At 72.3% G+C, this 22,812-nt stretch carries 21 protein-coding genes; 6 read left to right on the top strand and 15 right to left on the bottom strand.

Annotated elements, in window-relative coordinates; all coding sequences use genetic code 11:
* Positions 1-17: 17 nt before the first annotated feature.
* The 7 genes from AB0E24_RS17300 to AB0E24_RS17270 all read right to left on the bottom strand — a co-directional run bounded on the left by AB0E24_RS17300 (position 18) and on the right by AB0E24_RS17270 (position 6,058).
* On the bottom strand, positions 18-530 hold the full coding sequence (locus AB0E24_RS17300) for a hydrogenase maturation protease (RefSeq protein ID WP_359377885.1): 513 nt from the start codon (positions 528-530) through the stop codon (positions 18-20).
* Positions 527-1,879, bottom strand: a complete 1,353-nt coding sequence (locus tag AB0E24_RS17295) for a Ni/Fe hydrogenase subunit alpha (RefSeq protein WP_359377882.1) — start codon at positions 1,877-1,879, stop codon at positions 527-529. The genes AB0E24_RS17300 and AB0E24_RS17295 overlap by 4 nt, the downstream gene beginning before the upstream one ends.
* Entirely contained in the window at positions 1,876-2,718 is an 843-nt protein-coding gene (locus AB0E24_RS17290; RefSeq protein ID WP_069860693.1) for an NADH-quinone oxidoreductase subunit B family protein, read from the bottom strand. Before AB0E24_RS17290 ends, AB0E24_RS17295 begins: the two co-directional genes overlap by 4 nt.
* 1 nt (position 2,719) lies before the next feature.
* Positions 2,720-3,532: an FAD/NAD(P)-binding protein gene (locus tag AB0E24_RS17285; RefSeq protein ID WP_093700651.1), complete on the bottom strand. Its 813-nt coding sequence runs from the start codon at positions 3,530-3,532 to the stop codon at positions 2,720-2,722.
* Positions 3,529-3,984: a cyclic nucleotide-binding domain-containing protein gene (locus AB0E24_RS17280; protein ID WP_359377878.1), complete on the bottom strand. Its 456-nt coding sequence runs from the start codon at positions 3,982-3,984 to the stop codon at positions 3,529-3,531. Before AB0E24_RS17280 ends, AB0E24_RS17285 begins: the two co-directional genes overlap by 4 nt.
* A complete protein-coding gene (locus AB0E24_RS17275; RefSeq protein WP_359377876.1) occupies positions 3,981-5,138 on the bottom strand; it encodes a 4Fe-4S dicluster domain-containing protein in 1,158 nt (385 codons plus the stop codon). The genes AB0E24_RS17280 and AB0E24_RS17275 overlap by 4 nt, the downstream gene beginning before the upstream one ends.
* Before the next feature lie 206 nt (positions 5,139-5,344).
* Positions 5,345-6,058, bottom strand: a complete 714-nt coding sequence (locus tag AB0E24_RS17270; RefSeq protein ID WP_174883397.1) for an SDR family NAD(P)-dependent oxidoreductase — start codon at positions 6,056-6,058, stop codon at positions 5,345-5,347.
* A 173-nt stretch (positions 6,059-6,231) separates the two neighbouring features.
* Here AB0E24_RS17270 and AB0E24_RS17265 point away from each other — a divergent pair, with 173 nt between their 5' ends.
* The gene (locus AB0E24_RS17265; protein ID WP_359377873.1) at positions 6,232-6,840 is read left to right on the top strand and encodes a TetR/AcrR family transcriptional regulator; all 609 of its coding nucleotides are present in this window, start codon (positions 6,232-6,234) and stop codon (positions 6,838-6,840) included.
* A gap of 120 nt (positions 6,841-6,960) precedes the next feature.
* On the opposite strand, the gene AB0E24_RS17260 is transcribed toward AB0E24_RS17265, so the two are convergent.
* A complete protein-coding gene (locus AB0E24_RS17260; protein ID WP_093701714.1) occupies positions 6,961-7,752 on the bottom strand; it encodes a FadR/GntR family transcriptional regulator in 792 nt (263 codons plus the stop codon).
* Positions 7,753-7,883: 131 nt separating this feature from the next.
* On the opposite strand from AB0E24_RS17260, the gene AB0E24_RS17255 reads away from it, so the two are divergent.
* The gene (locus tag AB0E24_RS17255; RefSeq protein WP_359377871.1) at positions 7,884-9,506 is read left to right on the top strand and encodes a phytoene desaturase family protein; all 1,623 of its coding nucleotides are present in this window, start codon (positions 7,884-7,886) and stop codon (positions 9,504-9,506) included.
* Here the strand turns inward: AB0E24_RS17255 and AB0E24_RS17250 are convergent.
* The 5 genes from AB0E24_RS17250 to egtA form a co-directional block, all read right to left on the bottom strand.
* Positions 9,496-10,719 carry a transglycosylase family protein gene (locus AB0E24_RS17250; RefSeq protein ID WP_079260167.1) on the bottom strand — a complete coding sequence of 408 codons (1,224 nt, stop codon included), beginning with the start codon at positions 10,717-10,719 and terminating at the stop codon, positions 9,496-9,498. The genes AB0E24_RS17255 and AB0E24_RS17250 overlap by 11 nt on opposite strands.
* Positions 10,720-11,109: 390 nt before the next feature.
* Positions 11,110-12,075: an L-histidine N(alpha)-methyltransferase gene (gene egtD, locus AB0E24_RS17245; protein ID WP_069860701.1), complete on the bottom strand. Its 966-nt coding sequence runs from the start codon at positions 12,073-12,075 to the stop codon at positions 11,110-11,112.
* Complete coding sequence (egtC, locus tag AB0E24_RS17240; RefSeq protein ID WP_079260168.1) at positions 12,072-12,827, bottom strand: ergothioneine biosynthesis protein EgtC; 756 nt, start codon at positions 12,825-12,827, stop codon at positions 12,072-12,074. The genes egtD and egtC overlap by 4 nt, the downstream gene beginning before the upstream one ends.
* Positions 12,827-14,155 carry an ergothioneine biosynthesis protein EgtB gene (gene egtB / locus AB0E24_RS17235; RefSeq protein WP_251772653.1) on the bottom strand — a complete coding sequence of 443 codons (1,329 nt, stop codon included), beginning with the start codon at positions 14,153-14,155 and terminating at the stop codon, positions 12,827-12,829. The genes egtC and egtB overlap by 1 nt, the downstream gene beginning before the upstream one ends.
* Positions 14,152-15,417, bottom strand: a complete 1,266-nt coding sequence (gene egtA, locus AB0E24_RS17230; RefSeq protein ID WP_069860704.1) for an ergothioneine biosynthesis glutamate--cysteine ligase EgtA — start codon at positions 15,415-15,417, stop codon at positions 14,152-14,154. Before egtA ends, egtB begins: the two co-directional genes overlap by 4 nt.
* A gap of 243 nt (positions 15,418-15,660) precedes the next feature.
* Between egtA and AB0E24_RS17225 the strand changes: the two genes are divergently transcribed.
* The 4 genes from AB0E24_RS17225 (at position 15,661) to AB0E24_RS17210 (ending at position 19,492) form a co-directional block, all read left to right on the top strand.
* Complete coding sequence (locus AB0E24_RS17225) at positions 15,661-16,665, top strand: NADPH:quinone oxidoreductase family protein (RefSeq protein WP_359377866.1); 1,005 nt, start codon at positions 15,661-15,663, stop codon at positions 16,663-16,665.
* Positions 16,662-17,867, top strand: a complete 1,206-nt coding sequence (locus AB0E24_RS17220; protein ID WP_359377863.1) for an acyl-CoA dehydrogenase family protein — start codon at positions 16,662-16,664, stop codon at positions 17,865-17,867. The genes AB0E24_RS17225 and AB0E24_RS17220 overlap by 4 nt, the downstream gene beginning before the upstream one ends.
* Positions 17,864-19,003, top strand: a complete 1,140-nt coding sequence (locus tag AB0E24_RS17215; protein WP_079260172.1) for an acyl-CoA dehydrogenase family protein — start codon at positions 17,864-17,866, stop codon at positions 19,001-19,003. The genes AB0E24_RS17220 and AB0E24_RS17215 overlap by 4 nt, the downstream gene beginning before the upstream one ends.
* A gap of 294 nt (positions 19,004-19,297) precedes the next feature.
* Positions 19,298-19,492: a hypothetical protein gene (locus AB0E24_RS17210; RefSeq protein WP_069860708.1), complete on the top strand. Its 195-nt coding sequence runs from the start codon at positions 19,298-19,300 to the stop codon at positions 19,490-19,492.
* Between the two features lie 59 nt (positions 19,493-19,551).
* Here AB0E24_RS17210 and AB0E24_RS17205 read toward each other — a convergent pair whose 3' ends face one another.
* Both AB0E24_RS17205 and AB0E24_RS17200 read right to left on the bottom strand, forming a co-directional pair.
* The gene (locus tag AB0E24_RS17205; RefSeq protein WP_359377860.1) at positions 19,552-20,940 is read right to left on the bottom strand and encodes a family 2B encapsulin nanocompartment shell protein; all 1,389 of its coding nucleotides are present in this window, start codon (positions 20,938-20,940) and stop codon (positions 19,552-19,554) included.
* A gap of 71 nt (positions 20,941-21,011) precedes the next feature.
* Positions 21,012-22,424, bottom strand: coding sequence for a family 2B encapsulin nanocompartment shell protein (locus AB0E24_RS17200; RefSeq protein ID WP_359377857.1), 1,413 nt, complete (start codon positions 22,422-22,424; stop codon positions 21,012-21,014).
* Between the last annotated feature and the right edge of the window lie 388 nt (positions 22,425-22,812).

Raw genomic sequence — 22,812 nt, 5'->3', positions numbered from 1 at the left:
CCGTGGCGGCCGTCCGGCTATGCGGTGTCCTGATGGGCGGTCGGCCGGCCACCCGTGTGCCGGAGGAGGTCGTGAGCGTCGGCGATGGCCCCGGTCACCTGGCGGAGCAAGTGGGGGAGCGCGTCGGCCACGGGTGGGCTGAGCCCGCACCCGAGGCGGAAATCGGCCCCTTCGACGGCGTGCACGGTGAGCTCCCGGGGCATCCGGTCGAGCGCCGCGGCCAGGGCGAACGTCTCACCGAGCCCGAGGGCGTGGGTACTGGCGGAGCGTGCGGCGCAGCGCGCGGCCCGCTCCGCCGTCAGGGTGTGCAGCCGCCCCGGCCGGCCGGGATGCGCGTGCACCACCTCGACCACGACCACGGCGTCCTGAGGGCGCCACAGGCCGAGCATCCGCCCGGGCTCACCGTCGCTGTCGGCCAGCAGCGTGTCCTTCGGCGGGTCGGCGCGCAGCGCCTCGAGGATGGCCGGGCCGGCTCCGTCGTCCCGGCGGAACGGATTGCCCACGCCGATGACCACCACCCGGCCCGTCATCCGCGCTCCACCGTCAGATCCAGGAAGTGCGCGGAACAGGAGATGCACGGGTCATGGTTGCGGACGGCCCGCTCGCACAGCGCGGTCAGCTCCTCGTCGCCGGCCGGCTCGCCGGGTGCGTCCAGACGGGACTGCACTTGGCGGCGGAGGTCGTACTCGATGGCGGCCTGGTTCTGGGCGGTGGGCGGCACGATACGGGCGAGGGTGAGGGTGCCGTCGGCGGCCATGGCGTAGCGGTGGTAGAGCAGCCCGCGCGGCGCCTCGGTGGCCGCGCATCCGGTCGCCGGGCGCGGTGGCACCGCGACGTACGGCCGGGAGGGCGGCTCGTAGGCGTTGATGATCCGCAGCGCCTCGGCCACGGCGTGGGCCACCTCGACGGCACGGACGACGATGCTCCGGAACGGGTTGCGGCACACCGCTCCGGTGGCCGGATCGCCGAGCCCCGCCGCCCGCGCGGCGTCGAGGGCCGAGGGGTGGAGCCACCGTCCGCTGACCGCGTACCTGGCCAGTGAGCCGGTCAGATAGTGGTGGCCGTCCAGCTCGGACACCAGGGCGGTCGAGTGGGGGACCTGCCGTTCCACCACATGCCGCTCGAACTCCGCCACCGGAAACCCCCGCACGGGGGCGCCGTCCGAGCCGGCCCCCGCGGCCATGACGGCCGGGGTTCCGGAGTCGATGGCGTACCGGCCGGGGTCGCGCATCGCCAGCAGCGGGCCGTCGTAGTCGGCATCGGGGAAGTCGAAGCCGGCCACCCAGCGCACGGTCTCCAGCGCGTCGTCATGGGCCCGGCGAAGCCGCTCGGCCAGCGGGGCGAGTTCGGCCGGGGCGGGTACGCGGTAGAAGCCGCCGAGGCGGACGTTGATCGGGTGGATGGCGCGGCCGCCGAGCTGCTCCATGATGGCGTTGCCCGCTTGTTTGATCCGCAGGCCGCGTTCCACGGCCCCACGGTGCTCGCGGGCGAGTTCCACGGCGCTGGGGTGGCCGAAGAAGTCGGGGGCGTGCAGCAGATGGATGTGCAGGGACTGGCTCTCGATCCATTCGCCGCAGTAGAGCAGCCGCCGCAGTTCGGCGAGCGGTCCGTCGACCGTCACCCCGCAGGCCCGCTCGATGGCCTGGCATGCGGTCATCTGGTACGCGACCGGGCAGATTCCGCAGATCCGCGAGGTGATGTCGGGTGGCTCGCCATGGCCGCGACCGACGAGGAACGCCTCGAAGAAGCGTGGCGGCTCATAGATGCGCAACTGCGCCTCGGCCACCGTCCGGTCGTGCACGGTCAGATGGAGGGCGGCCTCGCCCTCCACCCGGGCGAGTGCGTCCAGCCGCAGGACGCGGGATCCGCGGTGGCTCATCGGCGTTCTTCCTCCGCCGGGGGCTCGGTGGACTCCTGGGCGGCGAGCCCGGGGACGGGACCGTATTCGGGCGAGGCCGCGTTGAAGGTGCGGAAGACCCGCACGATGTCCCGCCCGGCCATGCCGTCGTGCCGCAGCTGGCGCACCATGGACTCCAGGTTGGGGTGGGCGACCGGCCCGAAGCAGCCGTAGCAGCCGCGTCCGTAGGCGGGACAGAGGGCACCGCATCCGGCGTGGGTGACCGGCCCCAGACAGGGGACGCCCCGCGCGACGGTGATACAGGTCGTGCCGCGCCGCTTGCACTCGAAGCAGACGCTGTGGCCGGGGATGTTCGGCTTCCGCCCGGCCAGAAAGGCGGTGATCACCTCCAGCAGCTGACCGCGGTCGATCGGGCAGCCGCGCAGCTCGAAGTCGACCGGCACATGCGCCGAGATAGGGGTGGAGGTGGCCAGCGTGGCGATGTACTCCGGGCTGGCGTACACCGCGGCGCGGAACTCCTCGACGTCCGCGAAGTTGCGCAGGCCCTGGACGCCGCCCGCGGTGGCACAGGCCCCGATGGTGACCAGGCGGCGGGAGATCCGCCGGATGTGGTGGACGCGCCGCACATCCTCGGCCGTGGTGACGGACCCCTCCACCAGGGAGAGGTCGTACGGTCCGGTCCCCGCGAGCGTGGCCGGCTCCCGCGCGTCCTCCGCGGTGGACATCTCCAGGAAGTGCGCGATGCGCAGCCGGCCGGTGAGCGGCAGCAGTTCGTCCTCGCAGTCGAGCAGGGTCAGCTGGCAGCCGTCGCACGAGGCGAACTTCCACACGGCGAGGGTGGGGCGGTCGTCGGAGTCCATCTCACAGCTCCCGCACGGCGAGCAGGGGCCGGGTGCGGTCGTAGCCGACCACCGGGCCGTCCCGGCACAGCAGCAGCGGCCCGAGCTGACAGTGACCGCAGTGGCCGGTGCCGCAGCGCATGTTCCGCTCCAGCGACACCTGGACCCGCTGCGCGGGGAGGCCGCGGTCGAGCAGCGCCCCGGCGGTGTGCCGGATCATCACCTCGGGGCCGCAGAGCAGCGCCTCGGTCCGATCCGGGCGCCAGTCGACCCGGTCCAGCAGAGTGGTGACCACGCCCACGCTGCCACGCCGGCCGGGACCGGGCCGGTCGACGGTCACCTCCACCCGCGCCGAGGCGCGCCGCCAGCGCTCCAGCTCCTCCCCGTAGAGCAGATCCTGGGGCGTGCGGGCCCCGATCAGCACGTTGAGCCGGCCGTAGTGCCCTGGGTGGTCGAGCACATGGCGCACCACCGGGCGCAGCGGGGCCAGCCCGATGCCGCCGGCGACCACCAGGACGTCGGACCCGGCCGCCGCGCCGAGATCCCAGCCGACGCCGTAGGGGCCCCGCAGGCCGACCGCGTCCCCCGCCCTGAGCCGGCACAGCGCGCCGGTGACCGCGCCGACCGCGCGCACGGTGTGCGTCAGACGGTGGCCGTCACCGATCGCGCTGACCGAGATCGGCACCTCACCGGCGCCGAAGGCGTACACCATGGCGAACCGACCCGGAGAGAACTCCGGCAGTGCCCGCCCCACCGGCGCCACCTCGAGCGACACACAGTCCGCGGTCTCCGCCGAGACGGCGGCCACCCGGTAGGGCAGGGGCACGGTGGTCACGACGGGACGCTTCCATGCGGCGTGTACAGGTCCAGCAACCGCAATCGGGTGGCCTGGAGCCGGTCGGCGATCAGCGCCGCACACCGCAGCATCAGCTCGTAGCCGAGCTCCGTGTCGGCCATGCACAGCTCACGCACCTCGGCCGCGGGAAACTCCCAGGTCCGCACCGCTCCCAACGCCCGAGCGCCCAGATGCCAGCGGTACGGTGGGAAGATCCACGACCAGCCGAGCTGCTGCCGCGGCCCGAGGGTCTCCACCACCTGGGCCCGGCGCCCGGGAACGTACACATCCAGGGCGACCTCGCCGGAGCGGATCAGCCAGAACCGGTCGGCCACGCCGCCCTCGTCGAACAGGGTGCTGCCCGCGTGGAAGTCCCGCTCGTCGGCGAGCGCGAACAGCCGGTCCCGCTGGACCTGCGGAAGGGTGTCCAGCAGCAGTGGCCACCCGGTCATCGTGGCTCCTCCTCCGCACGCCGGGTCCAGTCGTACAAGGCCGCGGCCTCCTCGGTGATGTCGATGGCGACCGGACACCAGACGACGCACCGGCCGCATCCCGCACACCCCGACGACCCGAACTGGTCGTACCAGGTGCCCAGTTTGTGGGTGAGCCACTGCCGGTAGCGGCTGCGCGGCGAGGCGCGGACCGGGCCGCCCGGCAGATAGGAGAAGTCCAGGTCGAAGCAGACGTCCCAGACCCGCCAGCGCTCGGCGTGGTCCCCGGTCAGATCGGTGACATCCTCGGTCGTGGTGCAGAAGCAGGTGGGACACACCATCGTGCAGTTGCCGCAGGTCAGGCATCGGGAGGCGACGTCGTCCCAGCGGGGCGCCTCAAGCGTCCGGGCCATCAGCCGCCGCAGATCGGTGTCCGGCATCGTGCGGCCCATCCGCTCGGCGGCGGCCGCGACGGCGCCCGTGGCGGCCTGGCAGACGGCCTCGGAGGCCGGTTCCCCGGACAGCTCCGCCAGGATCTCGGCCCCCTCCGCGCTGCCACCGCGGATCCAGAACCGGTGCCCCTCGTCGTCGACCAGCTCGGTCAGCACCAGGTCATAGCCGGGTCCGGCCGCCGGTCCCGTGCCCATCGAGACGCAGAAACAGGTCCCACCGGGTTCGGTGCACTCGACCGCCACCAGAAACGCCCCGGACCTCCTGCCCCCGTAGACCGGGTCGCGGTGCGGCCCCGCGGTGAGCACGCGGTCCTGGACCGCGATGGCCCGCAGATCGCAGGAGCGGACACCGAGGAAGGCGAAGCGGGGAGGCGTGGTGTCGTCCGCCTCGATGACCAGCTCTCCGCCCGTGCGTTCGGCCGTCCACTGGCGGACCCGGGCGGGGTGCAGAAACGTCTTCCACGATTGCGGACCGGCCGCGTTGGCGAAGGCCGCGCCATCCGTACGCGACCGCAGCCGGTACTGCCCGGCATCGAGGTCCACACCCCATCCGTACGGCAGTTGAGCCGCGGATTCCAGCTCCGTCAGGACGATGGCGCCGTCCCGCACAGTGGGGCCGACCACCGTGTAGCCGCGGGCCCGCAGAACGTCGACCAGAGCGGCCAACCCGTCCGTGCCGATCACGGCTCCCTCGGCCGAAGGAAGCGTCGACGCACTCACCACAGCCCACCTCGGTCATCGCCGGACACCAGGGCCCATCTGCGCACACATCCCGTCCCGAGCGCGGGAACTGCGGCCCCGACACGGCCGTGATCGGCCGAATGCGCGGGGCCCCCACCGCTGTGTGGGCGTATCGGCGACGCCTCACGAAGGCCACAGGCCGGACCCGGTGAATGTCTCCCGGCCGGGGCCGAGCGCGGAACCGCGTGTCAGGGGCGGGAGTGGACGCCGATGCCTCCGGAGACGACGAGGTTGTCGCCGGTGATGTAGCCGGCCGCGTCCGAGGCGAGGAAGGCCACGGCTTCGGCGATATCGGCGGGAGCGCCGACGCGGCCGAGCGGGACGTCCCGAGCCCAGGATTCGAGCATGTCCCGGGAGACGCCCATCCTGCGGTAGACGGGGGTGTCGATCATTCCCGGGCTGACGGCGTTGACACGGATACGGCGGGGGGCGAGTTCGAGCGCGAGGGACCGCATGAGCGGCAACAGCGCGCCCTTGGCGGCCGTCATGGCGGCTCCGATCCCTTCGCCGGCGCCCACGGTGAACACGACGGAGGCGCCCTCGCCGAGGAGCGGGAGCGCCTTTTGCAGGGTGAAGAAGGTGCCCTTGACGTTGATGTCGAAGAGGGCGTCGAAGGCGGCTTCGTCGGTTGACTCGATCGGGCCGGGGCGGGAGATGCCCGCGTTGAGGAAGAGCAGGTCGAGGGAGCCGAACTGGCGGCGTGCCTGCTCCACCGCACGGTCGATGTCCGGCAGGGACCGTGCGTCGGCCCGGACGACCGTGACGTCCTCGGGGAGTCCGGTGTCCGAGAGGCCGCTGACGCCGGTGACCATGACGCGGTGGCCGCGGGAGTGGAGCAGTTCGGCGGTCGCCTTGCCGATGCCGCTGGTTCCACCGGTGATCAAGGCTGTGGGTGCGGACATGATGCGCTCCTTGGCGTGGATCCGGGAGGTGGGGGTGATCGGTGAGCGGTTCCGGGCCGTGGGGCGGCGGGCTGTGCCGCGCCGAGCACCTTTTGGCAGCGTACGACAGTCTGGCAGCGACTGCCAACCGTGCTGTGAGTGCCGGTCTGGCAGTGCTGGGCTAACCTGGTGCTATGAAGCAGGAAGCCAAGACGGCGGCGGGCGCACCGGCCACGCTGTGGGACCGGACGCGTCAGCTGGCCTCCCAGGAGATCCTCGCGACGGCTCTGCGTCTGTTCACCGAGCAGGGCTACGACGAGACGACCATCGCCCAGATCGCCCGGGAGGCCGGTGTCTCCCAGCGCACCCTCTTCCGCTACTTCGGCACCAAGGAGGACCTTCTCGGCGGCGATCAGGACCGGTTCGGTCAAGTCCTGACGGACACGGTCGGCGAACAGCCCGCCGACGTCGATGTCTGGGAGGCCCTGCGCGCGGGGATCGCCGCCGTACAGGCCCTGCACGACAGTCGCGCACAGGCCCTGGAGCGGTTCCGTCTTCTGCACAACACCGCCTCGCTGCGCGCCGGTTGGCTCGAGAAGCGGCTGCGGTTCCAGGAGGACCTGCTGCCGCTCGTCGAGGCGCGTATGGGCACCGCCGGCGGCGGCGCGGATCCGAGGGCCCGCGCGGTGCTCGCGACGGCGTTCGCATGCCTGGATGCCGCGTCGATGACATGGGTCGCGGGCGACGGCAAGGGCGACATCATGGATCTGTACGACGAGTGCCTGGCGGCGGTGCGCGGCTGAGGTCGCGCCCCGAAGGGGTGCGGGGCCGCGGTCGATGTGCGGCTCCGCCGCGCGGGCGCGACCGGCCACGACGGCGCCGCGGACGATCGACGGCGGGTCAGGGCACCTCCGGCGGGGCGCTCAGCCCTGCGCTCGGCCCTCGGGACCGGCGAGAAGGGCTTCGATGTGGTGCCGCGCCATGACGTCCACCTGTACGTCGAGGTCCTTGCCGTAGGTGCGCAGGGCCAGCGTCAGGTGTTCTCGCATCCGCCGGCGGGCCAGCTCGACATCGCGCGCCTCGATGGCCTCCAGGATCTCCGGATGGTGCGGCACCCCGGGTTCGCCGATGGTGGGGTCGGAGTTCGACCGCAGCATCATCTCGAACATCATCCCGCTGATGGACGAGAGCATGATGCGCAGCACGGGGTTGCCGCTCGCCGTCGCGATGGCGTCGTGGAAGGCCAGGTCGGCCCGTGCCTTGGCGACGACGTCCGAGGAGGACTCCAGCGCGACGTTCGCCGCCCGCATCGCCGCGAGGTCGTCCTCCGTCGCCCGCGTCGTCGCCAGCCGGACCGTCTCCACCTCCAGCGGCACCCGCGCCTCGATGAGCTGCCGCACGGTGGGACGTCCCGCCCGGTACAGCGCGTCGTACCCGCGGACCTGCCCCGACGTCTGCTCGCGCACGAACGAACCGCGGCCGGGCGCGACCTCGATCAGCCGCTGTGCCTCCAGCCGCCGCAACGCCTCCCGCACCACATTCCGGCTGGATCCGAACTGAGCGGCCAGCTCGCGCTCGGACGGCAGCTTGGTCCCGACCGCGAGCGCACCCGAGCGGATGTCGTGCTCCAGCTGACGCGCGATGCGCTCGGTGAGGAGACCGCTCTGGCCGACGGATGGCACGCGGCCCGGCTGCGAGGACGGGACGGGCGGCATGATCAGCAGGATACAGGCGGTCCCCGGCCATCCCGTCAACAACTGCCCTGGAACACATCCTTCGCATATGATCTGCACTCAGATGAAAATGGGCGAAATCGCTCATCTCGCGAGAGTAGGAGGGGTGCCGGATGGCCGAGGCGGATGCCGTCGTCGTCGGGTCCGGTGTCAACGGCCTCGTCGCCGCGGCCGAACTGGGTCTGGCCGGATGGTCCGTCGTCTTGGTGGAGCGCGAACAGGACATCGGCGGGTTCATCGCGACCGAGGAGCGCACCCTGCCCGGCTATCTCCATGACACCTACTCCTCATGGCATCCGTTGTTCGTCTCGGGCCCGGCGTTCGCCCGGCTGGGGGAGCTGTTGCGCCGGCATGGGCTGGAGTACCGCAACACCGATGAGTGGGTCACCGCCAGCGTGGCCGACGACGGCCGGGTCACGCTGGCGCACCGCGATCCGGAGCGCACCGCCGCGGGTTTCGCGCATGAAGCGGACAGGGGTGCGTATCTGGCCGCGCTCGGCCGGCTGGGCGGCAACATGGCGGCGATCGGCGGCCTGATGGGCGGTGAGCTCCGTTCGCCGGCCCTCTTCCGCCCCGCGGTGGCCCTGCTGCGCGGCGGCGGGCGGCAGGGCGTCGAGGGGTGGGTGCGCTCGGTGGCCACCAGCGGTCGTGGATACACCCGCGCGGGGTTCCGCGGGGACGAGGTGGACCATCTCTTCGCCCCGTGGCTGCTGCACGCGGGGCTGGCGCCGGACCATGCGTCGGGCGGGTTCCTGCTGCCGCTGCTCGCCGCCACCCTGCATGGAGCCGGGGTTCCGGTGGTGGCCGGGGGAGCGGGCCGGTTCCTCGACGCCTTCAGGTCGCTGCTGACGGCGACGGGCGTACGGGTGGAGACCGGCACCCGGGTCGACCGCATCCTCGTCGAGCGGGGGCGTGCCGTAGGAGTGGCGGCCGGCGGCCGGGTCTTCCGCGCCCGTCGCGCGGTCCTCGCCTCGGTGACTCCCACCGCCCTGTACGGCACCCTCCTCCCGGAGGGTTCGGTCGACCCCGAAGTGCGGGACGAGGCGCGGCGATTCCGCTACGGCCGTGCCGCGATGCAGATCCATGTGGCGCTGTCCGGGCCGCCTGGCTGGCGCGACGCGCGGCTGAACACCGTCCCGCTCGTGCATCTGTCCGACGGTTCGGGCAGCACCGGTATCGCCTGCGCCGAGGCCGAGGCGGGGCTGCTGCCCCGGCGGCCCACGGTGGTCGTCGGGCAGCAGTACGTGCTGGACCCCGGCCGGGTGCCGCCCGGGGCCGCCGCGCTATGGCTCCAGTTGCAGGACGTGCCGTTCGCACCACGCGGGGACGCGGCCGGTGAACTGGACACCGCTCAGGGCTGGACTCCGGCCCTGGCCCGCGGCTACGCCGACCGGGTGCTGAGCCGGATCGCCGGGCACGCCCCGGATCTGCCCGGCAAGGTGCTCGCCGTCGATGTCATCGCGCCCCCGGACCTCGCCCGGCGGAACCCCAACGCGGTCGACGGCGACCCGTACGGCGGTTCCGCCGAACTCGACCAGAGCTTTGTCTGGCGTCCCCTGCCCGCCTCCGGACGGCATGCGACCGGGATCCGCGGGCTCTGGCACATCGGCGCGTCCACTCATCCGGGGGCGGGGCTGGGCGGGGTTTCCGGGCATATGGTCGCCACGACGCTCACCAGAGGCGCACGGTTCGCCCGCCTGCCCCGGCTCGCACCCGGGCGCCGGATCAGAGGCTGACGCCGTGTGCCCGCAGATAGGCGAGGGGATTGATGTCCGAGCCGTAGCCGGGGCCGGTGCGGATCTCGAAGTGGAGATGCGGTCCGGTGGCGTTTCCCGTCGAGCCGGAACGGCCGATCTGCTGGCCGCCGTTGACGCTCTGCCCGGAGCGCACCGACAGCTGTGAGAGATGGGCGTACTGGCTGTACTTGCCGTCCGGGTGCCGGATGACCACCTGATAGCCGTACGCGTCGCCCCAGCCCGCCGAGACCACCTGGCCCGAGCCCACGGCCTTGACCGAGGTGCCGATGCCCACGGGGAAGTCGACGCCCGTGTGATAGCCGCTGGACCAACTGGAGCCGGCCGCACGGTAGGCGGTGCTCGGGCTTATGCCGCTGACGGGGGCGGTGAAGCCCGAGGAGACGACGGGCTTGGTGTTCCGCTCCCGGCTGGGCTGGGGCTTCTCGGCCTTCGGGCGCGGCGCGGGCTTCGGCTTGGCTTTCGGCTCGGCCTTGTGGTGTTCGGGTTCCGCCTTGGGCTTGGCGGTGGCCTTACCGCCCTTGAGGGAGAGCTTCTGACCGGGGTAGATCAGATCCGGATCGCCGCCGATCGTTTTGCGGTTGCTCTCGTAGAGCGCCTTCCAGCCGCCGGAGACGTCGTGGCTGTCGGCGATGCCGGACAGCGAGTCGCCGCTGACGACCACATAGCGGCCGGACTTCGTGGAGGACTGTCCCGGCAGGCTGGTGGGCGTGGGCTTGTTCGCCGCCGCGGGCCGGGCCTTCTCGGGCCGCTGTGCCTTCTTGGCCGGGGCGGTGGACGCCTTGACGACCTTCGGTGCGGTCCGCGGTGCCGCGTCGTCCCGCGTCAGACCGGCCTTCGCCGAACACACCGGCCATGCGCCGGGACCCTGGCCGTCGAGCACCTTCTCCGCGATCGCGATCTGCTGGTCCTTGGTGGCCAGATCGGCCCGCACCGCATGGGCCGTGCCGCCGTACGCCTCCCATGTGCTCTGTGTGAACTGGAGCCCGCCGTAGAAGCCGTTGCCGGTGTTGATGTCCCAGTTGTCGGTGGACTCGCACTGGGCCACCTTGTCCCAGGTCTCGCCCGAGGCCGCGGACGCGCCCGCGGCGCCGATGAGTGGAAGGGCGATTCCGGCGCCGCCCGCCGTGACGCTCAGCGACGCACGGGAGATGCGGTTGGGCTTGTAACGGCGGTGGCGTCCCCGTAAGGGCATGGACGGCTCCTTCTCGTGCTGCCGGGTGCGGCGCGCTGCCGGGCGGGCCAAAGATAAGGGGGCCGATTTGGGCGCAACAAGAGGGAGTTCTCCTGGAACGAGGGCCGCAGCGCGCTGTGCTGCGGCCCTGTTCCGTCGATGTGATGTGCATCACATCATTTCCGTCGGTGGTTCGAGCGGGACGCAGGGTGACCGGCCCGCCCCGGCGTACGCTCGGGCGCGGACGGTGTCCGCGCGCACCCCGCGCAGCCGCGGCCCGGGCCGCAGGGCGGCGCGGGGTCCAGCCCGTGCCCGCCGTAAGGGCTCCGGCGGGCGGACAGATGACCGTAAAGGAGCCGCCGCCCGGGTCCTGCGCCCCGGGCGACGGCGTGCGGCGCGTCCCGCCGAGCGTTACCGGCGCACGGCGAGCGACACCGCGAAGCGGCCCTCCGCATCGGTCCACCAGCGCCGCGACTCCATTCCCGCGGCGGCCAGTTCGGCCCGCACCTTCTCCTCCCGGAACTTGGCGGACACCTCCGTACGGACCTCCTCCCCGGCCGTGAAATGGACCGCGAGATCCATGGCCGGGATCTTCGCGGTGAGGTCCTTACGGGCCCTCAGCCGCATCTCGATCCACTCCTCCTCGGCGTTCCACACCGCCACATGGTCGAAATCGGAGGGGTCGAGGTCGGCGCCCAGCTCACGGCCGAGCACCGTCAGCACGTTCTTGTTGAACGCCGCGGTGACCCCCTGGACGTCGTCGTAGGCGGCGACCAGGGTGGCCTCGTCCTTGACCAGGTCGGTGCCGAGCAGCAGCGCGTCGCCGGGCGCGAGCAGCTCGCTCACCGAGGCGAAGAAGGCCGCCCGCTCCGCCGGGAGCAGATTGCCGATCGTGCCGCCGAGGAAGGCCAGCAGCCTCGGCCCCGGGGTGTCGTCGGGCAGTGCCAGCCCGTTCATGAAGTCGGCCACCAGCGCATGCACCGTCAGCCGTGGATGTTCGGCCAGCAGGGCCTGCCCGGCCAGCTCCAGCGCGCTCTCGCTCACGTCGACGGGGACGTAGACGCGCAGATCCGGCAGCGCCCGGATCAGGTGGCGGGTCTTCTCGGAGGAGCCGGAGCCCAGTTCGACAAGGGTGCGGGCCCCGGTGGCGTGGGCGATCTCCGCCGCGCGGGCGACGAGGATCTCCCGCTCGGCGCGGGTGGGGTAGTACTCGGGCAGCCGGGTGATCTCCTCGAACAGCGCGCTTCCCCGGGCGTCGTAGAACCACTTGGGCGGAAGCTGTTTGGGGGTGCTGGTCAGCCCGTCGGCCACATCGGCGCGCAGCGCGGCCGTGGTGGCATCGGCGGGCAGGGTGCGGGTGACGGTGAAGGGGCTCAACGGGAAGCCTCCTTGAGTGCGGTGAGCAGTACATCGGTGCGGGTGGCGGTGAGCAGGGTGCGGTCGGGGACCTCCGTCCAGCCCGGGTCCTGGTCGTACGGTTCGGAGGCGACCACCACGCCCCGGTCCGGTTCGGCCAGGTACCACAGCGTGTCGCCCCAGGCGGTGGCGGCGATGGTCTCCCCGTCCATGAGCAGCAGATTGAGCCGGGAGCCGGGGGAGGCGCCGGCGAACCCCTCGACGGTCTCGGCCAGCGCCTCCGCGGGCTCGTGGCCCAGCCGCAGCCGGTGCAGCAACAGCGCCCAGACGAACGCCGAGTCGCACCGCGCCTCCAGGCCGAGCAGATCCGCGGGCGGCAGTGCGGCGGCGAGGTCCGCGACCGAGTGCGGCCAGTCGCGGATCGCCCCGTTGTGGCTGAACAGCCATGTCCCGGAGGCGAACGGCGAGGCACCCGCCTCGCCGTCCGCGCTCGCCTCGGTGGCGTCCCTCACCGCGGCCATCAGCGCCCCGGTCCGCACCACGCGGGCGAGGTCGGCGAACGACAGATCGCCCCAGATGGGCCCGGCGCGGCGGTAGCGCGCGGGCACCGGGTCGCCCGGTGCGTACCAGCCGACGCCGAACCCGTCGGCGTTGACCGTGCCGTGCGCCTGCCGCCGGGGCGCCCACGACTGCCGGAACAGGCTGTGCGGGGGCGCCATGACCACGTCGCCGATGGGGACCGGCGGTCCGAGGTACGCCAGATGCCGGCACATCAGGACGCGTCCCGGGCGGTGCGGAAACCGGAGAAGATCTGGCGCCGGACCGGCAGGTCCCAGTTGCGGAACGTGCCCCGGCAGGCGACCTCGGCCACCGCGAAGGAGCCGCCGCGCAGCACCTTGTGCGACGGGCCGAAGAAGACTTCCGAGTACTCGCGGTACGGGAAGGCACGGAACCCCGGGTACGGCAGGAAGTCGCTCGCGGTCCACTCCCACACATCGCCGATCAGCTGCCGCACCCCCAGCGGGGAGGCGCCGAGCGGATAGCTTCCGGCCGGTGCGGGCCGCAGATGGCGCTGGCCGAGGTTGGCCCGGTCGGGGGTGGGATCGGCGTCGCCCCACGGATAGCGCCGGGACCGGCCGCTCTCCGGGTCGTGGCGGGCGGCCTTCTCCCACTCCTCCTCGGTCGGCAGCCGCCGCCCCGCCCAGCGGGCGTAGGCGTCCGCCTCGTACCAGCTCACATGCACCACCGGCTCCTCGGAGGGCACCGGCTCCGTCACCCCGAACCGCCGCCGCAGCCACTGCCCGCCCTCGCGCCGCCAGAACAGCGGCGCGGCGAGGCCGTGCTCCTGGATGTACGCCCAGCCCTCGGCCGTCCACCAGCGCCGCTCGGTGTAGCCGCCGTCCTCGATGAACCGCAGATATCCGCCGTTGGTCACCGGCGTGGTGTCGATGTGGAAGGCCGGGACCAGCCGGTGGTGCGCGGGCCGCTCGTTGTCCAGGGCCCATGGCTCGGTCGAGGTGCCCATGGCGAACGGGCCGCCCGGTATCAGCACCTCCTCGGGCAGCGTCTCGCCGTCCGCCGGGCCGGGCGGCGGCGGGGCGGTGAGCGCGGCGGGTCCCCGGCGCAGCTGGTGGGTGATCAGCATCGTCTCGTCGTGCTGCTGCTCATGCTGCGCGATCATGCCGAAGGCGAAGCCCGCGTCGACCAGCGGGGCGCCGCGCAGCTCGATCCGCTCCAGGATGTCCAGCACCCGGCCGCGCACCTCGTGCACATAGCCGCGGGCCTCGGCGGGCGCCAGCAGCGGCAGGGTGGGCCGCTCGGCACGCGGATGCTCGAAGGCGTCGTAGATCGAGTCGATCTCCGGGCGCAGGGCGTCACGTCCGCCGACCGCGCGCAGCAGCCACTGCTCCTCCTGGTTGCCGATATGCGCCAGATCCCAGACCAGCGGGGACATCAGCGGGGAGTGCTGGGCGGTGAGGTCGTGCTCGTCCACGCACGAGGTGAGGGTGTGGGTGCGGTCGCGCGCGGTGCGCAGCGCCTTCTCGGCGCGCAGGCGCAGGGCCTCGGGATCGATGGTGAGCTCGGAATCGGGGGCGGTCATGACCGTCCCTCCTTACCGGTGAGAGGAGCGAGTAGATCGTCGGCGGGACACCGGCCGCGGACCACATAGCGGTCGGTGAAGGCGGCGACGGCGGCGGTGATGGCGGGGGAGGCGCCGATACGGGGCAGCGCCTCCAGCGCCGTGGTGAAGCAGCTGACGGCGGCGGTGCGCAGCTCGGGGTCGGCCAGCCCGTGGCGGGCCGCGGCGCGCCACAGCGGATTGCCCGGTGCGGGGCGCGCGCCCGCCGTCTCGCCCAGCGGCTTCACCACGCGATAAACCGTTTCGGCAGCCTGTGCGTCGTCGAAGAGCGCGACCGTCACGGCGAGCGGCACGATCCATCCGTCGTCACCGCTCTGCGCGTCGATCATGCGCAGTTCCAGATGGCCGCGCGGGCGCACCGGGGGAAAGAGCGTGGAGACGTGGAAGTCGAGGTCGTCGTGGGTGGGCGGCCGGGGCAGCCCCGTCCGGGCCCATTGGCGGAAGGTCACCCCGAACGGCACCGTCCAGGGCGCCTCCTCGTCCCGGATGGCCATCACGGGCGCGTCCAGCACGTAGTGGGCCCAGGCCGTGCGGGGATCCCCGCCGTCGGCGGGGGCATGGGTGCGGCCGGGGTCCATCGCCGTCCACAGCGCCTGCCGGGTGGAGCGGTAGCCCGTGGGGCGGCCCTGGCGCAGCGGTGAGTTGGCGAACGCGGCGGTCAGCACCGCGCCCAGCAGATGGGCCAGCCGCCAGCGCCGTGCCATGCCGAGCGGTCCGGGCTCCTCATGCCCCGCGTCCACGCAGACCTGCACCGAGGCGGTGCTGCACATCATGGAGCGCCCGGCCGGTCCCCGGCGGTCGAAGTAGGTCTCCATGCACTCGTACCGGGGCGTGGTGAGGAACCGTCTCGGTGGGTGCCAGGGGTTGTGTCCATGACCGGCGAGGCCGAGGCCGAGCCCGGTGAGGAGGGAACGTACGAGAACCAGATCGGCGGCGGCGGACTCCACACACGCGGTGAGGGAGTCGGCCGGAAGGGAGCTGAGCTCCACCTGGCCGCCGGGTTCGAAAGTGATGGCGGACCGCAGTGGCAGTCCGCGCAGGGCGGTGACCGCGGCTTCGAGCCGGGCCGCCTCGATGGGTCGTGCGGGGTCGTGCGGGTCGTACAGGAACCATTCGAGCTCGACGCCGGTGCGGCGAGGCGGCCCGGTCTTGAAACAGATGCCGTGCAGCCTGGCCTCCATCTCGGCCTCGCTGAGCGCCTTGTTGTCGGGCACAGTCGTCATCTCCCGTCCCGTTACGGCAACGACTCGCTGGGAAACGAGTCGATATGTCGCCGTCCACTCTTTACCTGCCGACGCGCCGGGCTCAAGGGTGCCTCCAGAGTTGCACAGGAGTTCATCCACCGCCGGACGGGCAGGTCAGGATGGCTGACGGCGGTGACGGTTCCCCTTGTCGTACCGACTGGTTAGTATGTTCGATCCGGCGCGGGTACCGCGTCCCGACGATCCGTTTGTGGAGGCCACCGGATGCAGGCATGGCGAGTGCACGACAATGGCGAGCCGGGTGAGGTCATGCGCCTCGACGAGGTGCCGGACCCCGAGGCGGGACCGGGACAGCTTCTCCTGCGGGTCCGGGCCGTCAACGTCAACTTCCCCGACGCCCTGCTGTGCCGCGGCCAGTACCAGGTGCGGCCGCCCCTGCCGTTCACCCCCGGCGTCGAGGTGTGCGGCGAGGTCGTCGCCGTCGGCGAGGGCGCCGAGGGCGAGCTGGGCTCCCGGGTCCTGGCCACGCCCATGCTCCCCGCGGGCGGCTTCGCCGAGCTGGTGCCCGTGGCGGCGGACGCCGCGCTGCCCGCGCCCGACGCCCTGGACGACGCCGAGGCCGCCGCGCTGCACATCGGCTACCAGACCGCCTGGTTCGCCCTGCACCGCAGGGCCCGCCTCCAGTCCGGCGAGACGCTCCTGGTGCACGCCGCCGCGGGCGGGGTCGGCAGCGCCGCCGTCCAGCTCGGCAAGGCGGCCGGGGCGACCGTGATCGGCGTCGTCGGCGGCGAGGACAAGGCCCGGGTCGCCCGTGAGCTCGGCTGTGACCTCGTGCTCGACCGGCGCGCCGACGACATCGTGGCGGCCGTCAAGGAGGCCACCGGCGGACGCGGCGTGGACGTCGTCTACGACCCGGTCGGCGGCGACGCCTTCGTCAAGTCCGTCCGGTGCGTCGCCTTCGAGGGCCGCATCGTGGTCGTCGGCTTCGCCAGCGGCGTCATCCCCCAGGCCGCCCTCAACCACGCCCTGGTCAAGAACTACGCCATCCTCGGCCTCCACTGGGGCCTGTACAACACCCACGACCCGGCCGCGATCCGCGCCTGCCACGAGGAGCTGACCAAGCTGGCCGCACAGGGCACCGTCAAACCGCTGGTCAGCGAGCGCGTACCGATGACGGGCGCGGCCGAGGCCGTACAGCGCGTCGCCGACGGCGTGACCACCGGCCGTGTGGTGGTCGTCCCCGGGCAGGCCGACGGAGCGGCCCGATGAGCACCACCGGTCAGCACGCCACCGTGGACGCCGACGAGCTGCGCCGCCGCGTCGGCGAGCTCCTCGACGCCCACCCGCCCGCCACCACCGACCGCCTGGACTTCCTGCGCGCCCGCTTCGACGCCGGGCTCGCCTGGGTGCACTACCCGGCCGGACTCGGCGGCCTGGACGCCCCGCGCTCACTCCAGGCCGTCGTCGACGCCGAACTGGAGGCCGCGGGCGCGCCCGACAACGACCCGCGCCGCATCGGCATCGGCCTGGGCATGGCCGCCCCCACCATCCTCGGCTATGGGACCGACGAGCAGCGGCAGCGGCTGCTGCGCCCGCTGTGGACCGGCGAGGAGGTGTGGTGCCAGCTGTTCAGCGAGCCCGGCGCCGGATCCGACCTCGCGGCCCTGGCCACCCGGGCCGTGCGCGACGGCGAGGACTGGGTGGTCGACGGGCAGAAGGTCTGGACGTCCAGCGCCCATCTCGCCCGCTGGGCCATCCTCATCGCCCGCACCGACCCCGACCAGCCCAAACACCGTGGTATCAGCTACTTCATCTGCGATATGACCGACCCCGGCGTCGAGGTGCGGCCACTGCGCCAGATCACCGGCGAGGCGGAGTTCAACGAGGTCTTCCTCACCGGTGTGCGGATCCCCGACAGCTGGCGGCTCGGTGAGATCGGCGAGGGCTGGCGAGTCGCCCAGACCACCCTGATGAACGAGCGGGTCGCCATCGGCGGCGGCCGGATCCCCCGCGAGGGCGGCATGATCGGCCTGGTCGCCGGCGTCTGGCGGGAGCGGCCCGAACTGCGCACCCACGACCTCCACCAGCGGCTGCTGCGGCTGTGGACGGAGTCCGAGGTGGCCCGGCTCGCGGGCGAGCGGCTGCGCCAGCAGCTCGCGGTGGGCCAGCCAGGCCCCGAGGGCTCGGCCATGAAACTCGCCTTCGCCCGCCTCAACCAGCACATCAGCGCGCTGGAGGTCGAGCTGCTGGGCGAAGAGGGGCTGCTCTACGACGACTGGACGCTGCGCCGCCCCGAACTGGTGGACTTCACCGGGCGCGAGGCCGGCTACCGCTATCTGCGCGCCAAGGGCAACTCCATCGAGGGCGGCACCTCTGAGGTGCTGCTCAACATCATCGCCGAACGCGTCCTGGGCCTGCCGCCCGAGCCCCGCACCGACAAGGACGTCCCGTGGAAGGACCTGCCCCGATGAGCACCCCGGACCTGCTCTACTCCGAGGCGGAGGACGATCTGCGCGCGGCCGTACGGTCGCTGCTCACCGACCGCCGCCCGCCCGCCGCGGTGCTCTCCGAGGCCGAGAGCGGCCGGGCCCACGACATCGCGCTGTGGCGTGCGCTGGGCACCGAGATGGGCACCGCGGGGCTGCTGGTGCCGGACAAGCTGGGCGGCCAGGGCGCGACCGCGCGCGAGGCGGCGGTCGTGATGGAGGAGCTCGGCCGCGCCGTCGCCCCGGTGCCCTACCTCACCAGCGCGGTCCTCGCCGCCGGTGCCCTGCTCGGCTGCGACACCGACCAGGAGGCCGTGGCCCGGCTGCTCGGCGCGCTCGCCGAGGGCCGCTCGGTGGGCGCCCTCGCGGTGCCGCTGTCCACCGCGGCCGGTGCCCCCGGCGCGCCCGCCGCGACCGTACGGGCCGATGGCGACGGAACGCTCAGCGGCCAGGTCACCGGTGTGGCGGGCGCCGCGGGCGCCGATGTGCTGCTCGTCCCCGCCACCGGCGCGGACGGATACGGGCTGTACGCCGTGGAGACCGCCGAGACCAGCGTCACCGTCGAACCCCTCATCTCGCTCGACCTCACCCGCCCACTCGCCGCGGTGACCCTCACCGGTGCGCCCGCCCGCCGGCTGGCCGGGCCCGACCGGGCCGCGGCGGCCATCGGCCGGGCGCTGCTGACCGGTGCCGGACTGCTCGCCTCCGAACAGCTGGGCGTGGCCGAATGGTGTCTGACCGAGACGGTCCGCCACACCAAGGAGCGCCATCAGTTCGGGCGCCCCATCGGCTCGTTCCAGGCGCTCAAGCACCGTATGGCCGCGCTGTGGCTGGAGTTGGTCTCGGCCCGCGCCACCGCCCGGTACGCGGCCGACGCACTGGCCACGGACAGCCCGGACACACCGGTCGCGGTGGCCGTGGCCCAGGCGCACTGCGCCGAGGTGGCGGTGCGCGCGGCCGAGGAGTGCGTCCAGCTGCACGGCGGCATCGGCATGACCTGGGAGCACCCGGCGCATCTGTATCTCAAGCGGGCCAAGGCCGATGAGATCGCGCTGGGCACCCCCGGCCGCCACCGGCAGGCGCTCGCCGGGCTGGTGGACCTGGCCGCCCCTACGGGCTGACGGGCCACGCCCGCTGGTTGACGGCTCGCCCTCACCGACTTACGGGCCGGGTCCGCCGAGCCCGCCGAACCGCCCCCGCTCCGCGATCACCGGCGACGTGATCGCGGAACGGGGGCCGACGCGATATCGGAGAGGGCCCGCCGCGCCCGCTCATCGCGGAGGGCGACCGCCGGGGAGTAACCGCACAGCAGATCGGCACCCGTATGGAGCACCAGGTGGTGGCGGTCAAGGAGCGATTCTGGGCCACACTGACGGCCGGATTCCGATGCTCCGTAGTGGCCGAGGAGGCTCCCCATGGCCATTTCCATCTCCGTGGTCCTGCTGCTTCTGATCCTCGCGGTGGTCTTTCTCCGCAGCGGCGGACTGCGCATCTCGCACGCCTTGGTCTGTGTGACGCTGGGCTTCTACCTGGCGAGCAGCAGCGTGGCCCCCACCATCTCCGAGGGGCTCGCAGCCACCGCGGACGTGGTCAGCAGCGTCCGTCCCTGAACCACGCCCGCGGTGACCGGTCCTTGTCCCGGCCGGGCTCAGTGGCGCCCCGGCCGGGCTCAGCGGCCGATCTCGACGTCCTCCAGCACACCGAGCGCGTCGGGCACCAAAATCGCCGCCGAGTAGTAGGCGGAGACCAGATAGGACGTCACGGCCTGCTCGCTGATGCCCATGAACCGGACGTTCAGACTGGGCTCGTACTCATCCGGGATACCGGTCTGATGCAGACCGATGACCCCCTGGCTCTCCTCCCCGGTACGCATCGCCAGGATGGAGCTGGTGCCGGACTCGCTCACCGAGATCTTGTTGCAGGGCAGCAGCGGAACGCCGCGCCAGGCCCGCACCGCGACCCCGGCCACCTCGACGCCCTGCGGATACAGACCACGGTCGCTGCATTCGCGCCCGAACGCGGCGATGGTGCGCGGATGCGCCAGTAGGTACTGGGTCTTGCGGCGCCGTGTCAGCAGCTCGTCGAGGTCGTCGGGGGTGGGCGGGCCGCTGCGGGTGTGGATGCGCTGGGAGAGGTCGGCGTTGTGCAGCAGGCCGATTTCGGGGTTGTTGATGAGCTCGTGCTCTTGCCGTTCGCGCAGGGCTTCGATGGTGAGGCGGAGTTGCTGCTCGACCTGGTTCATGGGTTCGTTGTAGAGGTCGGCGACGCGGGTGTGGACGCGCAGCACGGTCTGGGCCACGCTCAGCTCGTACTCGCGCGGCGCCAGTTCGTAGTCCACGAAGGTGCCCGGCAGCACCGGCTCGCCCGAGTGGCCGGACGCGACGGCGATATCGGCTTCACCGCGCCGGTTCTGAGCGGGCGCGGTCCGCTCGGAGAGCCCCTGGAGATGGTCGCGCAGCGACGCGGAACGGTCGGCGGCCTCCTGGATGACGCGGCGGGGGAGGGTGAGCACCGTGGTCCGGGTGACGGCCCGGACGGTGAACTCCCAGGAGTCCTCCGGACCGGTCAGGACCGCGTCGCCGAAGTACTCCCCGTCGGCCAGCACCGCCATCGTGCTGCCCTCGTCATAGGCGCCGGGGGCGATCTGACGGACCTTGCCATGGGCGATCAGATACACCTGGTCGGCCGGGCGCCCGGCCTCCACCAGCACATCCCCGGGCGCGTACTCGCGCTGGACACAGCCGTCGGCCAGTGATTCCAGCACGGCGGTGTCCCCGAAGCCGCGCAGCGCCGGCAGCTCGCCCAGCTCCGGCGGGATGACCCGCACCTGTGATCCGGTGGTGATGAACTCCACCCGCCCGTCCCCGACCGTGTACGTCAGCCGGCGGTTCACCCGGTACGTACCGGCCGACACCTGGACCCAGGGGAGGACGCGCAGCAGCCACCGGGAGGAGATGGCCTGCATCTGCGGAACGGACTTGGTGGTGGTCGCCAGATTCCGTGCGGCGGCCGTGCCCAGACTCAGCGGCTGCTCACCGGACTCCACGGAGGTGGTCATATGTGCTCATCACTCATTTCGGTAGATCTTCGGGAAGGTATGCGAAGGCCATGGGCCAGGTCCGGCGGATGTCAGAGCCCGATTTCCACGTTCTCCAGAATTCCGAGCGCGTCCGGGACGAGCACGGCCGCGGAATAGTAGGCGCTGACGAGATACGAGATGATGGCCTGCTCGCTGATTCCCATGAACCGCACCGAGAGGCTCGGCTGGTATTCGTCGGGAATTCCGGTGCGGTGCAGTCCGATGACCCCCTGGTTCTCCTCCCCGGTGCGCAGCACGAGAATCGAGCTCACCCCGCTGCGGGTCACCGGAATCTTGTTGCACGGGAAGATGGGCACGCCCCGCCAGGCCGGGATCGCGTGCCCGTTCACCTCCGCGGGCTGCGGGGAGATGCCACGGCTGTTGAACTCGCGGCCGATCGCCGCGATGGCGCGCGGATGCGCCAGGATCAGCCCCGGGTCCTTCCACACGGTGGCCAGCAGCGCGTCGAGGTCGTCGGGGGTGGGAGGCCCGCTGCGGGTGTGGATGCGCTGGGAGAGGTCGGCGTTGTGCAGCAGGCCGATCCCGGGGTTGTTGATGAGCTCGTGTTCCTGGCGTTCGCGCAGGGCTTCGATGGTGAGGCGGAGTTGCTGCTCGACCTGGTTCATGGGTTCGTTGTAGAGGTCGGCGACGCGGGTGTGGACGCGCAGCACGGTCTGGGCCACGCTCAGCTCGTACTCGCGCGGCGCCAGTTCGTACTCCGCGAAGGTGCCCGGCAGGACCGGCTCGCCCGAGTGGCCCGAGGCCAGCGCGATGGCCGACTCCCCGTGCTCGTTCCGCTCGGTCTCCGGCGCCGAGCGCACCCCCTCCACATGCGCCCGCAGCCCCGGTGAGCGGTCCAGCTGCTCCTCGAACTCCTGCCGGGGCAGGGCCAGCACCGTGCAGGACGTCACGGCCTTGACCGTGAAGCCCCAGGCGCCCGCCTCGGCGGCGGTCAGCTCCGGCTCGCCGATGTGGTCGCCTCCGGCGGCCGAGCCGGCCACCGAGGGCTCGTCGAAGGCGCCCTCGGTCACCTTGTCGACCTTGCCGTGGGCGATGAGGAGGAGCTCATCGGCCGGGCGCCCGGCCTCCACGAGCACATCGCCGGGCGCGAACTCCCGCTGGGCGAAGCGGTCCGCCAGGGCCCCGAGCACCGCGGTGTCCTCGAAACCGCGCAGCAGCGGCAGCTCGCGCAGCTCGACCGGGATGACCCGCACCGCGGACCCGGTGGTGGTGAACTCCACCCGGCCGTCGCCGAGGGTGTGGGACGCCCGGCGGTTCACCCGGTAGGAACCGCCCGGAACCTGCACCCACGGCAGCATGCGCAGCAGCCACCGGGAGGTGACGCCCTGCATTTGCGGAACGGATTTGGTCGTCGTCGCCAGATTCCGCGCGGCCGCCGTGCCGAGACTCAATGGCGGCTGCGAAATTTCGGTACCGGAACCCGGTTCAACGGACGTCGTCATCGTGAATGCTCACCCATCCCTGTAACGGACCTCGAGGAGAAATTCCGCCCGAGCAACTGCCAAGCTATCAGCGGACTTTGGGTGGTGCATTCACTCAAAAGAGTGCCCGGGCGATGGTTATGCCGACCGCCGCGGACGGGTAAACCCTTCGAATGCGCCGGGGCCGACGGGTGCCGTGGCCCCGCCCGTTCACCCGGTGTCCGCGCACCCGCCCGGCACCCCTCGTGGGCGAGCGCCGCGGCCACCGCCCCGGCACCTCGGGAACGGCGAGGAAATGGCCGGGGACCACCCGTGGAACTCTTCGCACAGCACTGCCTTTTGGGCGTACGGCGGCCCGATACTCACAGCGTCATCGTGCGTATCCGGCACCACGCCGGGACGAGAGCCG

It is taken from the genome of Streptomyces malaysiensis subsp. malaysiensis (assembly GCF_040653035.1).
GTDB lineage: Bacteria > Actinomycetota > Actinomycetes > Streptomycetales > Streptomycetaceae > Streptomyces > Streptomyces malaysiensis.
The sequence above is the reverse complement of the archived record's forward strand: the minus strand, read 5'-3'. Positions and strand labels throughout refer to the sequence as shown.

Bases quoted from the DNA above. Each gene is read 5' to 3' on its own strand.
- AB0E24_RS17300 (WP_359377885.1), bottom strand. From the start codon at position 530: ATGACGGGCCGGGTGGTGGTCATCGGCGTGGGCAATCCGTTCCGCCGG.
- egtA (WP_069860704.1), bottom strand. From the start codon at position 15,417: ATGACGACTGTGCCCGACAACAAGGCGCTCAGCGAGGCCGAGATGGAG.
- AB0E24_RS17295 (WP_359377882.1), bottom strand. From the start codon at position 1,879: ATGAGCCACCGCGGATCCCGCGTCCTGCGGCTGGACGCACTCGCCCGG.
- AB0E24_RS17270 (WP_174883397.1), bottom strand. From the start codon at position 6,058: ATGTCCGCACCCACAGCCTTGATCACCGGTGGAACCAGCGGCATCGGC.
- AB0E24_RS17260 (WP_093701714.1), bottom strand. From the start codon at position 7,752: ATGCCGCCCGTCCCGTCCTCGCAGCCGGGCCGCGTGCCATCCGTCGGC.
- AB0E24_RS17250 (WP_079260167.1), bottom strand. From the start codon at position 10,719: ATGCCCTTACGGGGACGCCACCGCCGTTACAAGCCCAACCGCATCTCC.
- AB0E24_RS17200 (WP_359377857.1), bottom strand. From the start codon at position 22,424: ATGACGACGTCCGTTGAACCGGGTTCCGGTACCGAAATTTCGCAGCCG.
- AB0E24_RS17220 (WP_359377863.1), top strand. From the start codon at position 16,662: ATGAGCACCACCGGTCAGCACGCCACCGTGGACGCCGACGAGCTGCGC.
- AB0E24_RS17210 (WP_069860708.1), top strand. From the start codon at position 19,298: ATGGCCATTTCCATCTCCGTGGTCCTGCTGCTTCTGATCCTCGCGGTG.
- AB0E24_RS17225 (WP_359377866.1), top strand. From the start codon at position 15,661: ATGCAGGCATGGCGAGTGCACGACAATGGCGAGCCGGGTGAGGTCATG.
- AB0E24_RS17255 (WP_359377871.1), top strand. From the start codon at position 7,884: ATGGCCGAGGCGGATGCCGTCGTCGTCGGGTCCGGTGTCAACGGCCTC.
- egtC (WP_079260168.1), bottom strand. From the start codon at position 12,827: ATGTGCCGGCATCTGGCGTACCTCGGACCGCCGGTCCCCATCGGCGAC.
- AB0E24_RS17290 (WP_069860693.1), bottom strand. From the start codon at position 2,718: ATGGACTCCGACGACCGCCCCACCCTCGCCGTGTGGAAGTTCGCCTCG.
- egtB (WP_251772653.1), bottom strand. From the start codon at position 14,155: ATGACCGCCCCCGATTCCGAGCTCACCATCGATCCCGAGGCCCTGCGC.
- AB0E24_RS17265 (WP_359377873.1), top strand. From the start codon at position 6,232: ATGAAGCAGGAAGCCAAGACGGCGGCGGGCGCACCGGCCACGCTGTGG.
- AB0E24_RS17205 (WP_359377860.1), bottom strand. From the start codon at position 20,940: ATGACCACCTCCGTGGAGTCCGGTGAGCAGCCGCTGAGTCTGGGCACG.
- AB0E24_RS17280 (WP_359377878.1), bottom strand. From the start codon at position 3,984: ATGACCGGGTGGCCACTGCTGCTGGACACCCTTCCGCAGGTCCAGCGG.
- AB0E24_RS17215 (WP_079260172.1), top strand. From the start codon at position 17,864: ATGAGCACCCCGGACCTGCTCTACTCCGAGGCGGAGGACGATCTGCGC.